The sequence below is a fragment of the Variovorax sp. Varisp85 genome (genome assembly GCF_047304045.1).
Taxonomy (GTDB): Bacteria; Pseudomonadota; Gammaproteobacteria; order Burkholderiales; family Burkholderiaceae_C; genus Variovorax.
Window position 1 is genome coordinate 1 of the sequence record NZ_JBGLYN010000005.1, and the last position, 14,488, is coordinate 14,488.

Below are 14,488 nucleotides of genomic sequence, written 5' to 3' on the forward strand. Positions count from 1 at the left end.
CTTCGATTATGCACCGGTTTTTTAAGACCAGTCAAACTTTTTGAAGACTTTCTTTGCCGACTCGCAAGCAGAACTCCTGGGAGGACTGCTTGCCTCGAACACCTTGCGGTATTCATCAGCGAAGCCCACGAGTATATGACAGTTTTCGGACCTTGCAAGGCTGCCCGCAAGAAACTCGAAGAAGGCCCCTCAAGCCCCTCACACGGAGCGGCCTCCTCCTCCACCACCAGGCCCTGACATCGGCTCCTCCGATAATCCGCGCCACATGGCACTCATCACACTCCTCGACGCCCAGCTCGCGTTCGGTCACGTCCCGCTGCTGGATCATGCGGACTTCTCTCTTCTCGAATCGGAGCGTATCGGCCTGATCGGCCGCAACGGTGCTGGCAAGTCTTCCCTGCTCAAGATACTGGGCGGCCTGGAGAAGACCGACGACGGCACTCTCCAGTTGCAGCAGAACCTCCGTGTGGCTTATGTCGCCCAGGAACCCTTGCTGGACATGGACGCGGATGTATTCACCGCAGCCAGCCAGGGCCTGGGCCCCGTCATTGCCATTCGCGATCTCTATCTCTCCGGTGCGGACGGCCTCGATCTGGACGCGCTGCAGTCCCAGATCGAAGCCTTCGACGCCTGGAACTGGGAGCAGCGCGTGGAAGAAACGCTGCACCGCCTCCACCTGGACCGCGACGCCCGCGTCGGGTCGCTCTCCGGCGGCACCCGCAAGCGCGTCGCACTGGCCCAGGCGCTGGTGGCCGCGCCCGACGTGCTTCTATTGGACGAACCCACCAACCACCTGGACCTCGACTCCATCGAATGGCTCGAGCAGTTGCTGATCGACTTCAAGGGCAGCGTCGTCACCGTCACCCACGACCGCAGCTTCCTGAACCGCGTCGCTACCCGCATCGTCGAGCTGGACCGGGGCAAGCTGGGCTCCTACCCCGGCAACTTCGAGCAGTATCTCCTGCAGAAGGAAGAGCAGCTCGCCCAGGAAGCCGTGATCAGCGCCAAGGCCGACAAGCTCCTGGCGCAGGAAGAGATCTGGATCCGCAAGGGCGTCGAAGCACGCCGCACCCGCAGCCAGAGCCGCATCAACCGCCTGCAGGAACTGCGCGCCACGCACGCCGCCCGCCGGAACGTGCAAGGCAGCGTCAACATGGACGTGGCCTCGGGTCAGTCCAGCGGCAAGATCGTGGCCGAGCTCACCGATGCCACCAAGTCCTTCGGCGAGAAGACCGTCATCCGCAAGTTCAGCAGCACCATCTTGCGCGGCGACAAGGTCGGCCTGCTCGGGCCGAACGGCGCGGGCAAGACCACACTGCTGAAGCTGATCCTGGGCGAGCTCGAGCCCGACACCGGCAAGATCCGCCGCGGCACCAACCTGCAGGTGGCGTACTTCGACCAGATGCGCGACAAGCTCGACCTCGACGCCACGCTGGAAGACTTCATCAGCCCCGGCAGCGAGTGGATCGAGATCGGCAGCCAGAAGAAGCACGTCAAGAGTTACCTCTCGGACTTCCTCTTCTCGCCGGCACGCGCCAACTCCCCGGTCCGCTCCCTCAGCGGCGGCGAGCGCAACCGCCTGCTGCTGGCCCGCCTGTTCGCCCGCCCGGCCAACGTGCTGGTGCTGGACGAACCCACCAACGACCTCGACATCGACACCCTCGAGCTGCTCGAAACCCTGCTGCAGGATTACGACGGCACGGTGTTCCTGGTGAGCCACGACCGGACCTTCCTCGACAACGTGGTGACCAGCACCATTGCCTACGAAGGCGACGGCAGCTGGCGCGAGTACGAAGGCAGCGTGCAGGACTGGCTGATCCAGTCCAGGCGCGCCCGCGAGATCGCCGAGCAACGCCTCGCCGCAGCACCCGCTCCAGCACCTGCGCCCGCCCCGGCCGCGGAACCCGCGGCAGCGCCCCGGACAGCCGTCGCCCGCAAGAAGCTCTCTTATAAGGAGCAGCGCGAACTGGACGCCCTCCCCGCGCAGATCGAAGCCCTCGAAGCCGAGCAGAAGCGCATTACCGAGATGCTCGAACTCGACGGTGGCGCCATCTACGCCACCGATGCCTCTCGCGCCACCGAACTGGCCGAGCGCCACGCCAACATCGACGACGAACTGCTCGCCGCCCTGGAGCGCCAGGAAGAGCTGGTCGCCGGGCGCTGACGCCCATGCCGGTCGTCCGCCTGTCCGACGCGCGGCAGGCGCCGACTAGGCTATACATGCTGCTCATCTCAACACCGGGAGAAGCCGCATGCCTTCCTCCTTCCAGGCGTTCTGCCGCCGATCCGCCACGCTTCCCGCGCTCGGCGCGTTCCTGGCGCTCCTGTTCCTCTGCGGCTGCGCGCAATTGCCGCAGAACGTCGAGCGCCCCATCTCGACCGCGATCACCTCGCCAGCCAGCGGCACCGCGCTGGCCGACCTGGTGCAGCAGCGCCGGCAGGCCGACAAGGCCCGCTATGAATCCGGCTTCATGCTCATGGGAGGCCCGCAAGCGGCGTACGGCAGCCGGCTGGCACTGATCGAGGGTGCCCAGAAGACGCTGGACCTGCAGTACTACGCCATCCACGCCGATGCCAGCACCGGCCGCCTCGTGCGCGGCCTGCGGGGAGCTGCCGAGCGCGGCGTGCGGGTGCGCGTGCTGCTCGACGACTTCCACACTACCGGCCGCGACGCGGCGGTGCTGGGGCTGGCCTTCATTCCCAATATCGAGATGCGGCTGTTCAATCCGATCGCGGGCTCGCGCGATTCCCGCATCAGCCGCTTCCTCAATTCGATCGACGACGCCTCGCGCATCCAGCAGCGCATGCACAACAAGCTGTTCATTGCCGACAACGTGCTCGCCGTCACGGGCGGGCGCAATCTCGGCGATGCGTATTTCGGCAATGCGGCCAACGCCAACTTCATCGATGTCGACGTGCTGGCGGCCGGTCCCATCGTGCAGGATCTCTCGCGCAGCTTCGACAGCTACTGGAACAACGAGCGCGCCTACCCCGTGCAATCGCTGATCACGCGCGAGGAGCTGCAGGCCATGCGCGACCGCGCGCGCAAGGCCGATCAGGAACTGGCCGAGGAATCGGCCCGCGCCCAGGACGCGAACGGCAACCCGAAACCGCCGGACGGCGAGCCGCGCCCCAACGCGCCTCCCACCGCCGCCCAGCGCGCCCGCGCCTGGGACGAAAAGCCGCTGGACCTGCGCACCGCCACCTTCGTCTGGGCTCCGGCCGTGATGCTGGCCGACAAGCCCGGCAAGATCCCCGCCGACTCGGATCCCACCAATGCGAAGGCACCGGGCCTCGTGGTCAGCCGGCCCGATGACAAGGCCGGCACCTCGCGTGGTGCGGCGTCGCTGGAAGCCGCCTCCGACCGGGCGGCCAACGGCGACACGGTGGTCGAGGGCCTCCTGCAGCTGATCGGCCAGGCGCGCACCGACCTGGTCATCATCTCGCCCTACTTCGTGCCCGGCAAGGACATGCTGCGGGCTTTTTCCGAAGCCCGCGGGCGGGGCGTGCGCATCCGCGTGCTGACCAACTCGCTGGCCTCGAACGACGCCCCGGTGGCGCACGTGGGCTACGCGCGCCATCGCGAGGAACTGCTCAGGATGGGCGTCGAGCTCTACGAACTGCGCAGCGAGCAGGCGAGCCTCGGCAATGTCTTCGGCTCTTCGGTCGGCGACAGCGCTCCCGGTGAATCGCGCGCGATGCTGCACTCCAAGGTGCTGGTGATGGATGGCCGGCTGCTGGTGGTCGGCTCAATGAACCTCGATCTGCGCTCGCAGCTGCAGAACACCGAGCTCGCGCTGCTGATCCGCAGCAACGAACTCTCGCGCGCAGCGTCGGAGCAGATCGAGCGCGGCATGCGCGAGCGCTCCTGGCACGTCGATCTGGTGGACGGATCGCTGCAGTGGCACGCGCCCGAAGGCAGCGACCTGAAGGACACCCGCACCGAGCCAGACGCCAGCGCCATGCTGCGGCTGATGCTCAAGCTCTTCGGCCCGCTGGCGCCCGACCAGCTGCTTTGAAGAGGCTCAGTGCTTGTGCTGATGCGCCGGGCCGGCGGCATCGGCACCTTCGGGCGCGCCCACCGGCAGCGCTACGTCCAGCGCGGTCTTCACGCCCTTGGCGTCCTCGAACTTCAGCGTCATCGGCACGCTCGCGCCCTTGGCCAGCGGGCCCTTCAGGTCCATCATCATCACGTGATAGCCGCCGGGCTTGAGCTCGACGGTCTGGCCCGCGGGCAGGTCCAGGCCGCCGGAGAGTTCGCGCATCTTCATGGTGTCGCCCTCCATCTTCATCTCGTGCACTTCGGCGATGCCGGCTGCCGGGGTCGAGATGCCGACCAACTTGGTGCCGGTAGGTGCGGTGAGCTTCATGAAGGCGCCGGTGCCGCTCTGGCCCGGCACCGACTGGCGCACCCAGCCATCGCGTACGTCGACGGTGGCCACGCCCTGCGCCACCACTTCGAGCTTCGCGGCGGGGCTCTTCAGCCCCTTGGTCGAATTGCCCGAGGCCGGCACCTCGGCCCAATCGGCCACGCCAACGTCGCAGGTCTGCAGCACCTTGAACCACAGCGTGCCCGGTGCCGCGGGCATCTTGCCGCGCAGCACGAACTCGGCGCGCTCGCTGCCGGGCAGCGCGTTCTCGGGCTTCTCGGCGGTCCAGCGCACTTCGCCATCGCCGCCCGTTCCGCCCTTCTGCACGTCGAGCTTCCAGCCCTTGCGCGCCTGTGCGTCACTCAGCACGAAGCCCTTTGGCAGGCGCACGGCGAGGCCGGTGGTGGCCTTGGAGCCTTCGCAGGCGTGACCAACGCGGAAGGCGGCGTTGTAGTCGCTGCCCACGGTGGCGCCGCCCGGCGGCAGCGTGACATGCGCGGAGGCGGCCGCAACGCCCGTCAGCATGGCGCAGGCAGCGAGAGTCTTGAGAGTGGTCGAGGCATTCATGGCGAAAGATCCTTGAAGTGGAAAGAGGGTCAAAGGTCGAACTTGAGTTCGGCCACGTAGGTGCGCTGCGGGTATGGGTGGAAGGCCCAGTACCTGTTGTTGTTCAGGTTGTCGATGCCGAAGGACGCGCTCCACTGCCGGTCGATCCGGTAGCGTACGCGCGCGTCGACCACGAAGAACTTCGAGAAGCCCATGTACGCGGCGCCGTTGGGGTCGCTGTTGTCGAGCGTGCCGTACTGCCTGCCGCTGTAGCGCGCGCCGACGGTGTAGCTCCAGCGGGCGTCGGGGCGGTAGGTGGCGAGCAGCGTGGCGCGCACCTTGGGCACGCGCGGCTGGTCGCGGCCGACGCTGGCCGCAAAGCCGCTGTTGGCGGTGATCTTCGAGCGGGTCAGCGTGAGGCTGCCGCTCAGGTCGAGCCCCCGCAAGCCCACGTCGACCGCGTTCATCGCCACTTCGAGCCCGCGCGTGCGGATGGCATCGACGTTCTGCACCGTGCTCACGAGGTTGTTGAGTGCCTGGGTGTAGAGCGCGTCCTTGGTGTTCTCGAAGAACAGCGTGGTGCGAAGCACGCCGTCGAGCCCCCAGCCCTTCATGTCGCGCTCGGCGCTGAGCTCGGTGGTCCACGAGCGTTCAGGGCGCAGGTTCGGATTCGTGTTGACGATGCGGTTGCCGTCGATCGAGCCCTGGTAGAGCTCGCTCACCGTCGGCATGCGCACCGCACGGCCGGTCGAGGCCTTGAAGAGCCAGTCGGACGTGGCCTGCCACGCGATGGCGGCCTTGGGCGAGTCGTAGCTGTTCTTGCGCGGCGTGAAGTTCAGCAGCGTGCTTGCGTTGCCGAGCTGGCCGCCGTAGGCCTGCCAGCGCTCATGGCGCAGGCCGAGCGTGGTCTTCCAGTCCTTTGCGAAGCGCCAGGTGTCCTGCGCGTAGAGCGACTGCAGCCGGGTGTTGCCGTTGAAGGCCGAGAACGGCGTGACGGGAGAGCCGTCGATCCAGTCGAGCGTGTTGCCGACGCTGGTGCGCAGGCGCGCCGTGTCCTGCTGGAAGCCGAAGTCGACCACGTGCGCGCCCACGCCTTCGGCCGAGCCGGTTGGCCGCCAGGTGCCGGCCGCCTTGAAGGTGTTCCAGCCGGAACCGCCCATGTCGGTGGTGCGGCCCGGGCCGCCGTTGAAGGCACCGGGCAGCGGTGTGGTGGGCGTGCGCGAGGTGTCGCGCGAATAGTCGAACAGGCTCGCCGCCACCTCCCAGTCGAACACGCCGCCGGTGTGGCTCTTCACCGAGAGGCCGTGCATGTAGTGCGTGAGCGCGGTCTCGGTCGGTGCGAGCGCGGCGCTCGGCGAATCGAGGTTGTAGCTGCGCCCGCCGATGTTCACGCGCCCGCCGTACACCGGCCGCCCGAAGGCGTCGCGCAGCCAGGTGTCGACGCTGCCGTGCGTGGTGTTGTTCCATGCACCCAACGTGTAGGTGGCGCGCACCGTGGGCGAGAAGTCGTAGGCCACCTTGAGCTTGGCCTGTTCCTGCGTGGTGTCGTAGAGGGTCGAACCGCCCACCAGCCACCACGGCTGGTTCGATGGATTCAGCCCGAGTACGGCGCCGGTCACCGGCGTGCCCGCGCTGCCGACCGTGCCCGCGCTCACCAGCCGGTTGCCGAACACCAGCGCCTGCCCCTTGCTGTGGGTGCGCGACGCGCTGAGCCACCACGACCAGTCGCCGCTGCGGCTGCCCAGCGACAGGTCGAGCTGCTGGCCGGCCGGCGAGGAATGGCTGTTGTACAGGTCGAAGCTCGACGCGAAGCCGCTGAGCTTGACGTGCGCCTCCAGCTGCGTGGGCATGCGCGTCACGTAGTCGACCACCGCACCCACCGAGTTGCCCGGGTACGCGGCCGAGAACGGCCCGTACAGCACGTCGACCCGCTCGATTTCTTCCGGCGACACCGTGCCCCAGCGCGGCGCGTAGGTGGCGCCGTTGCCCAGCGGGTTCGACAGCATGATGCCGTCGGCGTACACCATCGAGCGCGCGCTGTTGCCCGTGCCCGAGGCGCGGGTGGCGAGCACGGCGTGGTTGAAATCGCCGATGTAGCGCTTGCGCACGACCAGGCTCGGCAGGTATTTGAGCGCGTCTTCGCTGTCGGTGGCGTTGACGGTTTCGACGACCTGCTCGTGCGTCACGCCTTCGATGGTGGTCGGGATCTGCGTCGGAAGCGAGGTCGGGCGGCCGCCGGTCACGGTGATGGTGCTGAGCGCACGGCCACCGGTGCCGCTTTCAGGCGTCTCGGCGGACTGCTGTGCCAGCGCAGGCGCGCCGAAGGGAAATGCCATGGCGATCGCCAAGGCGCGGGAATGCTTTTTCAAGAGGAACCTTCTCCACGAAACTTCAAGCCGGACAGGCCGCACATGCGCTTCGGTCGCGCGCATGCAGCTACGGTTTTGAGAGCGTCAGGAGAAAGCCGGGGGCCCGCGCGCCGGCAACGGCGCCGCGGTGGCCGCGGCCAGGCGCGCGGCGGGAATGGACTGGACCACGCGGCCCAGCGGCAAGGGAAGATCGAAGACGGGAGCGGCCACAGCCGGCGGCGGTGCGCCGCTCAGCACGCACAACGGGCAGTCCATGTGCGAGGCGCCCATTTCCTGCGTGCCGTCTTCGGTGTGGACCACCACCTTGATCGAGCCGGCGCTGGAACACACCAACTCCATGGCCTGCAGGTTCACCAGCGGCGATGCCACCGCCACGCCCAGCGACAGCACGAACCACAGCAGCACCCAGCGGCCGACGAGGCCGAGGAAGCGGGTGGGGTGGCGCAGCATGTGCATGGCGGTCGCGATTATCTGCGCACTTTGCCCTTGGCAGGCGCCTTGCCCCCTTTGGCGGCAGGCACAGCCTTTGCCGATCTACCGCCCTTTGCTGCGGCAGCAGGCGCACCCTTCTGACCACGCTGACCCTTGGCGGCCTTGCCGCCGCGCACGGCCTTCGGCGCTGGCGAAGGCGCCGCAAGCGCCGGCATCGGCACCGCCGTCTGCGCCTGTGCATCGGTCAGCACTGCCGTCACGGTGAAGCCGCGCGCCGCCATCAGCGCGGGCAATCCCTGCGGGCCGATCATGTGCAGCGCACCGACCGCCGCGAACACGCGCTTGCCACCGAAGTGCAGGCGCTCGATGCCGTCGGCCAGGTTCGGGTTGCGGTCGTCGAGCAGGCGCTTCATCAGCCGCTGCTCGGCGGTCGTCTTGAGGCAGTCGCACCACTCGGGGTAGCGGGCGAGCCTGGCCGCGTCGCTGCGCGTCCAGACGTCGGCCAGCTCCTTGAGCTGGCCGCGCAGCTTGCCCGATTCCAGTTCGTCCAGCGCCGCATCGACCTGCTCTGCCTCCTCGGCTTCGGATTCGCCGGTCAGCGCCTTCAGCTGCTCGGCTGCGCTTTCGAGCGCGACGACCGGCTTGTTGCCGTTGCGGGCGGAAACCGCCAGCGTCTCGTCCACGCCGAATTCCGGGTACAGCCCGTCGGCCCGTCCCGCCAGGCCGGCCAGTGCCGTGACCTGCAGGATCGGCTGCAACTTCGACAGCGTGCCAGGCGGCACGCAGGCCTCGGTGTTCTGGCGCTCGAGACGGCGGGCACGCTCGCCGCTGAGCATGCGTGCCAGCAGTGCCGGGTCGGCCGGCTGGCCCATGACCTGGGCAGTAGCCTCGTCGCGCAAGTCGAGCTCCAGCGCAAGGGTGTCGCTCTGCGCGAGCGCTTTCTGGATGGTCGGACCGGGCCGCACCCAGTCGCCGCGGCCGACGTGGATGGTGCCGTAGAGCCACGAGCTGCGCCCGTCGCGCTCGATGCGCCAGAGCACCCCGCGGTCGACGCCATTGCGCACGCCCATGCCCGGCTTTTCGAGGCTGGCGATGGCCGAGGGGGGGCAGGCGGCATGCGCAGCCGCGAAAGTGAACAGAAGAGCGATGCCGCACATCCGCGCGGCGAAGATCCGGAGTATCCGCAAGGCTTGCTCCACGATAAAAGAAAGTCCGGCATTCTCACAGCACCGCTGCCCATAATCCGAAACCATGCAGAGCATCTTCCACCTGGCCTTCAACGTCCGCGACCTCGACGTCGCCCGCCGCTTCTATGGCGGCGTGCTCGGCTGCGCCGAAGGCCGCAGCACCGGCACCTGGGTCGATTTCGACTTCTTCGGTCACCAGGTTTCGCTCCACCTCGGCGAGCCCTTCGCCACCGCCCGGACCGGCCGGGTCGGCGACGTGATGGTGCCAATGCCGCACTTCGGCCTCGCGCTGGCCCTGCCCGACTGGCAGGCGCTGGCCGCGCGGCTCGAAGCCGCCGGCACCGAGTTCGTGCTGAAGCCGCAGGTGCGCTTCGAGGGCCAGCCGGGCGAGCAGTGGACGATGTTCTTCCTCGACCCGTTCGGCAACCCGATCGAGGTCAAGGGTTTCCGCTCGCTCGACACGCTTTACGACAAGTGACATGACCCCGCGCCGGACCGCCCTCCGCGGCGCCGCCGCATTGCTCGCGTTGCTCGGCGCCGCGACGGCGCACGCGCAGCTGGACTGCGAGCTGAACGGCCGCAGCGTGAACCCGGCCGACGGCAGCAGCACCGCGGGCAAGACCGGCCTGCTGCGCTGCAAGGACCGCGCAACCGGCGAGCTGCAGCGCGAGGAACAGCTGCAGAACGGCGTGTCGATGGGTCTGGTGCGCATCTACGAGAAGGGCAAGCTCGCCAAGGAGCACACCCTCAATGCCAAGGGCAACCTGCAGGGCCGCGCCCGCGAGTTCTCGCCCACGGGCCGCGTGCTGCGCGACGCCACCTACGACGACGGCCAGGAGCGGGGGCTCGTGCGCAGCTTCTACCCCGACGGCAGGCTTCGGCGCGCCATCTTCTATCCCGACACCGGCAGCGGCAGCGAACGCGCGTCGGTCGAATTCACCGAGCACGGCCAACTCTCGGCCCTGCGCTGTGCCGACGCGCCCACGCTGGCCCCGGTGGTCGATGACGCCAGGCTCTGCGGCTTTACGGGCACCGGCCCGTCGCAGGTCGAACTGTTCGACTCGCGCGGCACCCTGCGCTCGCGGCTGTCGTACGTGTCGGGCAAGCGGGTGCGCTCGCAAAGCTTCTACGACAACGGCAAGACCGCGGCGATCGACGAAATCGTCGGCAACCAGCGCACCGAGCAGAACTATTCGTCCGAGGGCGTCAAGCGCCGCGAGGCGGTGTACCTGCTGGTCGAGCGCGCGAGCGTGCGCCTGCGCGAGCAGGCCTTCTCCGAAAAAGGCGCGCTGGTGCGCGACCAGCGCTGGAACAGCGCGGGCGAGCCGATCGTCGACGACAGCTACTACCTCAACGGCCAGCCGAGCAGCAAATCCGCCTACAGCGGCAGCGGCGACACGCGCACGGTGGAGATCACCGAGTTCTACGACAGCGGCCAGCGCGCCGCGCAGGGCCGCTACCAGGTGGTGAGCCGCGGCCGGCAAATCCCGGTCGGCACCCACCAGCGCTTCAGCGAAAAGGGAACGCTGCTGGCTGAATCCACCTTCGACGCCAAGGGCCGCGTGACGCGCGAGCGCGCCTGGGACGAGAACGGCGAGCTGCAGCGCGACGACGAGGTCTTCGAGGACGGCTCGAAAAAATAGGCTCGCCTCCTACCGGGGCAACACCAGGGGCCCGGCAACGCCGGTTCCTCGGTGTTTCACGAAGGGAGAGAGTCCCCTCTGCGGCTTCAGTCCAGCTTGATGCCGGCTTGCTTGATGATCGGGCCCCAGCGCCTGGACTCGGCGCGCGACAGCGCCGCGAACTGCGCCGGCGTGCCGGGCATCGCTTCCATTCCGAAATCATCGAAGCGCTTCTGCACGGTCGGCGTGCCGAAGGCCTTGTTGAGGTCGCCGTTGAGCTTGTTCACCACCGCCGCCGGCAGGCCCGCCGGGCCCAGGATGCCCTGGAAAGCGAACACCTCGGTGTTGGGCACGCCCACTTCGGCCAGCGTCGGCACGTTGGGCAGCAGCTTGCTGCGCGCACCCGAGCCGATGGCCAGCACGCGCACCTTGTTGCCCTGCATGATCGACAGGCCCGAAGCCAGGTCGAGGAACATGCAGGGCACCTGCCCGCCCATCACGTCGGCCATGGCCGGCGCCGCGCCACGGTACGGAATGTGGGTGATGAAAGTGCCGGTGCGCACCTTGAACATCTCCATCGCGAGGTGGTGCGGCGAGCCGTTGCCGGGCGAGGCGTAGTTGACCTTGCCGGGGTTGGCCTTCACGTAGGCCAGGAACTCCTTGAAGTTCTTCGCCGGGAAGTCCGGATGCACGACGAGTGCCAACGGGAACTTGCCGATCGCACCGATGTAGGTGAAGTCTTTCTCGGGGTTGAACGGCAGCTTGCTGAACAAGTGCTCGTTGAAGGCCAGCACGGCGTTGTCGGCCGACATGATCGTGTAGCCGTCGGGCTTGCTCTTGGCGACGATGTCGGCGCCGATGTTGGTCGAGGCACCGGGACGGTTGTCGACCACGATCTGCTGGCCCAGCGTCTGGCGCATCGATTCGGCCAGCACGCGCGCGATCACGTCGGTGCCGCCGCCCGCAGGGTACGGCACCACCCACTTGACGAGTTGCGCGGGGTACTCCTGTGCATGGGCGAAAGGCGTGGCGGCCACGGCGGCGCCGGATGCGAGCGTGGCGAGAAGGGTGCGGCGATCCATGGATCAGTCTCCAGTCGTTGTTTGTGATTCGGAAGCGGACAGCGATGGTACGGGCAGCGCGTGCAACGCGTCGGCCAGCGCGGCGCGGCAGCGCGCCTCGTCGCCGACCTGCTCGAACAGCAGCAGCGCAAGCCGCGCGAGGAACAGCGATTCGCGCTCGGCGCCCGCCTCGGTGATGGCGCGCGCGCACTCGGCGTAGAGGCGGTCGCGGGCGTCGGGGTTCAGCGGTGTCGTGCTCATGCGGGGAGCTCCTGGGCCGCGCGGGCCAGTGCGGGTTGCAGGGCGCCGGGCGGCAGGCGATGCCAGCGCGCGGCCACGTGGCCGTCGGGGCGCAGCAGGTAGACCGCGCCGTCCTGTGCGCCGAGCGCTTCGAAGACGGCAGGGGATGCATGCGCATCGGCGCCGCCGGAGCCTGGGCTCGCAATGCTGCGAACGACGAAGGGCAGCGCGCCCTGCCGTGCCTGCGCGACGTCGGCCGCGGGCGGCGCGGCCACCTCGGGCTGCAGCACCAGCAGCGTGAAGGCCGGCGCGACCCAGTCGGTGAGATGGCCTTGTTCGAGTTGCTGCTCCGGCATCACCTCGCCCGGCAGCGGGCCGGCCGGCAATGCATCTCCTTCGCCCGACGACAGCGGCGAATCGGCGTAGCGCACGGCCTGCGTCTGGCGCGGGTTGATGAGTTGCGCGATGCCGCGGTGCCTTTCCGACAGCGACAGCGCCGCCTCGCGCAGCAGGTCGAAGCCGCGCGACGGCGGCGACATGAACTCGGTGCTGCGCATCGCGTTCTCGGCGTTCACGTGGAAGGCCGCGATGCGCTCCTGCGAGTACGAGTCGAGCAGTGCCGCATCCGACAAGCCCCTGGCGACGAACGCCAGCTTCCACGCGAGGTTGTCTGCGTCGTCGAAGCCCGAGTTGAGCCCGCGCACGCCGAAGATCGGCATCGCATGCGCCGCGTTGCCCGCGAACACGACGCGGCCGTGGCGGTAGCTGTCGAGCGTCATCGCGCCGGCGCGGTAGACCGAGGTCCACACCGTCTTCCATGGCAGGTGGCCTTCGCCGATGGCGTCGAGGTGGCGCTGCACGAACTCGGCCACGGCTGGTGGCTGCAGCGCCTCCTCGGTGCTCTGGCCGGGGCGCAGCTGGTAGTCGATGCGCCAGATGTCGTCGGGCTGGCGGTGCATCAGCACGGTCGAGCCCGGGTTCCACGGCGGGTCGAACCACGCGCGGCGCTCCGTCGGGTGCCTGCTCTTGAGCTCGATGTCGATGATCACGTAGCGGCCTTCGTAGCCCGTACCTTCGAGCGCGAGCCCCATCGCCTTGCGCACGAAGCTCTGGCCGCCGTCGCAGGCTGCGAGCCACTGGCCATGCAGCCGGTATGCGCCTTCGGCGTTGCGCATGTCGAGCGTCACGCCGTCGTCGTGCTGCGCGAGGCCGGTGAGCTCGGTGCCCCAGCGGATGTCGATGAGCCCCGGCGTCGCCTCGTTGCGGCGGAAGATCTCTTCGAGCAGGTAGTGCTCGGCGTAGTACTGCTCGAGGTTGATCATCGGCGGCAGCTTCTGCTGCGCGTCGTGCGGCATCTCGAAGCGGAACACCTCGGCCGTCTTGTAGAAGCTGCGCCCGCCGGTCCACGGCAGGCCCTTGCCCATGAAGCCGCGCAGCACGCCGAGCCGCTCCATGATCTCGAGACTGCGGCGCGAGATGCAGGCCGCGCGGCTGCCCACGCACACGGTGTCGTCAGCTTCGAGGATCACGCAGCGCACACCGTGGTTCGCGAGCCCCAGCGCCAGCGCCATGCCGACAGGGCCGCCGCCGGCGATCACCACCGGGTGGCTGCCGGCTTCAACGCCGCCAGGGCCGAGCGCGGGCGTTCGGGCTCCGTAGCGCGTGTAGTGGAACGCGCCGACCGAGGGCGGCAGTCCGGCGTCGGCGCCGGACTTCGGCGGCACGGGGCCGCTGGCGGCATCGCCGAGGGTGGCAGCGGGAGAGTTCGTCATCATCCGGCGGGATTGTCCCGATGCGGGAGGAGCGTCAATGTCATAACTTCGTACGAGGTAGTTACCCGTATGCGCGCCCTTTTCTTCTTCTTTCCTCCCGCATGAGACGCTGGCGCATCCACCCCGCCGAAGACACCGCGCTGGCCGCCGCCGTGGTCGGCGACGTGCTCTCCGGCGTGGGCACGCCGCTTCTGGCGACCAGCTATCTCAAGGCCATGCAGCGCGTGATGCCGGTGACTTTCTGCACCGTGTTCGTGGTCGATGCCGCCGGGCGCATCGAGCTCGTGTCTGCCGCCAGCAGCTACGGCAGCACGGCCGAGCGCACGTCCGAACGCTACGTGGCGCAGCGCTTCGATTTGCTCGACCCGAACATGGCCTGGCTGGCGGCGCGCAAGCTGCCCAGGCGTGCGCAGCTCTGGATGGGGCACCAGCGCGCCGACGAAGTGGCCGACCCGGTGTACCGCGCCGCCTGCTACGGCGACGTGGGCATTCGCGAGCGCGCCTCGGTGCTGTTGCTGCAGCCCACGGGCCAGCGCGTGGCCGTGAGCTTCTACCGCAGCCTTGCGCAGCCGGAGTTCGGCGCGGCCGACTTCGCGCGCATCGAGGCGCACGCCACGCTCCTGGCCGACGCCACCGCCGCGCACGGCCGCAGCGCAGTGGCCGCGCGGGAACCGGTGGAGCCCGTCCTCGCCTCGCGGCTGCAGAAGCTGAGCCTGCGCGAGCGCGAGGTCATCGGCCACTTGATGGCGGGCCGTACGGCCAAGGAAGCCGCGCGCGAGATCGGCGTGGAACTGACGACGGTGCGCACCCACCAGTACCGGGCGTTCCGGCGGCTGGGGATACGGTCGCAGAAGGAGCTGCTGCGCGGCGCGGGGCCGCACTGAGCCGG

At 68.7% G+C, this 14,488-nt stretch carries 12 protein-coding genes; 5 read left to right on the forward strand and 7 right to left on the reverse strand.

Translation table 11 applies throughout. The features are described from left to right. Window positions 1-265 precede the first annotated feature (265 nt). Together ACCC97_RS03515 and ACCC97_RS03520 are read left to right on the forward strand one after the other, a co-directional pair. On the forward strand, window positions 266-2,164 hold the full coding sequence (locus ACCC97_RS03515; protein WP_413331592.1) for an ATP-binding cassette domain-containing protein: 1,899 nt from the start codon (window positions 266-268) through the stop codon (window positions 2,162-2,164). Between the two features lie 88 nt (window positions 2,165-2,252). Further along, the gene (locus ACCC97_RS03520) at window positions 2,253-4,019 is read left to right on the forward strand and encodes a phospholipase D family protein (RefSeq protein WP_007835947.1); all 1,767 of its coding nucleotides are present in this window, start codon (window positions 2,253-2,255) and stop codon (window positions 4,017-4,019) included. A gap of 6 nt (window positions 4,020-4,025) precedes the next feature. Here ACCC97_RS03520 and ACCC97_RS03525 read toward each other — a convergent pair whose 3' ends face one another. The 4 genes from ACCC97_RS03525 to ACCC97_RS03540 form a co-directional block, all read right to left on the reverse strand. After that, window positions 4,026-4,937: a copper chaperone PCu(A)C gene (locus ACCC97_RS03525; protein WP_413331593.1), complete on the reverse strand. Its 912-nt coding sequence runs from the start codon at window positions 4,935-4,937 to the stop codon at window positions 4,026-4,028. Window positions 4,938-4,966: 29 nt separating this feature from the next. Continuing rightward, window positions 4,967-7,252 (reverse strand): TonB-dependent receptor, encoded by a 2,286-nt coding sequence (locus tag ACCC97_RS03530; RefSeq protein ID WP_413331594.1) that lies wholly within the window; start codon window positions 7,250-7,252, stop codon window positions 4,967-4,969. Between the two features lie 117 nt (window positions 7,253-7,369). Next, a complete protein-coding gene (locus tag ACCC97_RS03535; protein ID WP_413331595.1) occupies window positions 7,370-7,741 on the reverse strand; it encodes a DUF2946 family protein in 372 nt (123 codons plus the stop codon). Between the two features lie 11 nt (window positions 7,742-7,752). Beyond that, the gene (locus ACCC97_RS03540) at window positions 7,753-8,904 is read right to left on the reverse strand and encodes a TraB/GumN family protein (RefSeq protein ID WP_413331596.1); all 1,152 of its coding nucleotides are present in this window, start codon (window positions 8,902-8,904) and stop codon (window positions 7,753-7,755) included. 64 nt (window positions 8,905-8,968) lie between these two features. On the opposite strand from ACCC97_RS03540, the gene ACCC97_RS03545 reads away from it, so the two are divergent. Beyond that, the gene (locus ACCC97_RS03545; RefSeq protein WP_007835960.1) at window positions 8,969-9,382 is read left to right on the forward strand and encodes a VOC family protein; all 414 of its coding nucleotides are present in this window, start codon (window positions 8,969-8,971) and stop codon (window positions 9,380-9,382) included. A gap of 1 nt (window position 9,383) precedes the next feature. Beyond that, on the forward strand, window positions 9,384-10,547 hold the full coding sequence (locus ACCC97_RS03550) for a toxin-antitoxin system YwqK family antitoxin (protein WP_413331597.1): 1,164 nt from the start codon (window positions 9,384-9,386) through the stop codon (window positions 10,545-10,547). Window positions 10,548-10,633: 86 nt separating this feature from the next. Here the strand turns inward: ACCC97_RS03550 and ACCC97_RS03555 are convergent, their stop codons facing one another. The 3 genes from ACCC97_RS03555 to ACCC97_RS03565 are packed head-to-tail and all read right to left on the reverse strand — an operon-like array spanning window position 10,634 to window position 13,599. Beyond that, window positions 10,634-11,608, reverse strand: a complete 975-nt coding sequence (locus tag ACCC97_RS03555; RefSeq protein ID WP_007835962.1) for a Bug family tripartite tricarboxylate transporter substrate binding protein — start codon at window positions 11,606-11,608, stop codon at window positions 10,634-10,636. A 3-nt stretch (window positions 11,609-11,611) separates the two neighbouring features. Beyond that, entirely contained in the window at window positions 11,612-11,848 is a 237-nt protein-coding gene (locus ACCC97_RS03560; RefSeq protein WP_007835963.1) for a hypothetical protein, read from the reverse strand. After that, window positions 11,845-13,599: an FAD-dependent monooxygenase gene (locus ACCC97_RS03565; protein WP_413331659.1), complete on the reverse strand. Its 1,755-nt coding sequence runs from the start codon at window positions 13,597-13,599 to the stop codon at window positions 11,845-11,847. The genes ACCC97_RS03560 and ACCC97_RS03565 overlap by 4 nt, the downstream gene beginning before the upstream one ends. A 101-nt stretch (window positions 13,600-13,700) precedes the next feature. On the opposite strand from ACCC97_RS03565, the gene ACCC97_RS03570 reads away from it, so the two are divergent. Next, on the forward strand, window positions 13,701-14,483 hold the full coding sequence (locus tag ACCC97_RS03570) for a response regulator transcription factor (RefSeq protein WP_413331598.1): 783 nt from the start codon (window positions 13,701-13,703) through the stop codon (window positions 14,481-14,483). Window positions 14,484-14,488: the final 5 nt, after the last annotated feature.